1 protein-coding gene is annotated in these 249 nt (G+C 47.4%); it reads left to right on the top strand.

The window, feature by feature from the left end; all coding sequences use genetic code 11:
* Positions 1-249 (top strand): hypothetical protein (locus DW938_RS14880; RefSeq protein WP_347517437.1); only part of this gene is annotated, 249 nt, incomplete at both ends.

Below are 249 nucleotides of genomic sequence, written 5' to 3'. Positions count from 1 at the left end.
CTACCTGCACAGAAAGCGGTACACAGATCAGAAAATGTGAGACTTGCGGTGCAACTGAAAGCAAGAGCTTATCAGCTAAGGGTCACACAGAAGTTGTTGACAAGGTGATCCCGACCACCTGCACAACAGACGGCAAGACCGAGGGTTCACATTGCTCAGTTTGTGGTGCGGTAATAAAGGCTCAGGATATAATAAAGGCAACAGGCCATAAGTTTGGCAATTGGACAACCACAAAATCAGCTACCTGCA

The sequence above is a fragment of the Ruminococcus sp. AM43-6 genome (assembly GCF_003461785.1).
In the GTDB taxonomy this organism is placed as follows: domain Bacteria; phylum Bacillota; class Clostridia; order Oscillospirales; family Ruminococcaceae; genus Hominimerdicola; species Hominimerdicola aceti.
The sequence above is the reverse complement of the archived record's forward strand: the minus strand, read 5'-3'. Positions and strand labels throughout refer to the sequence as shown.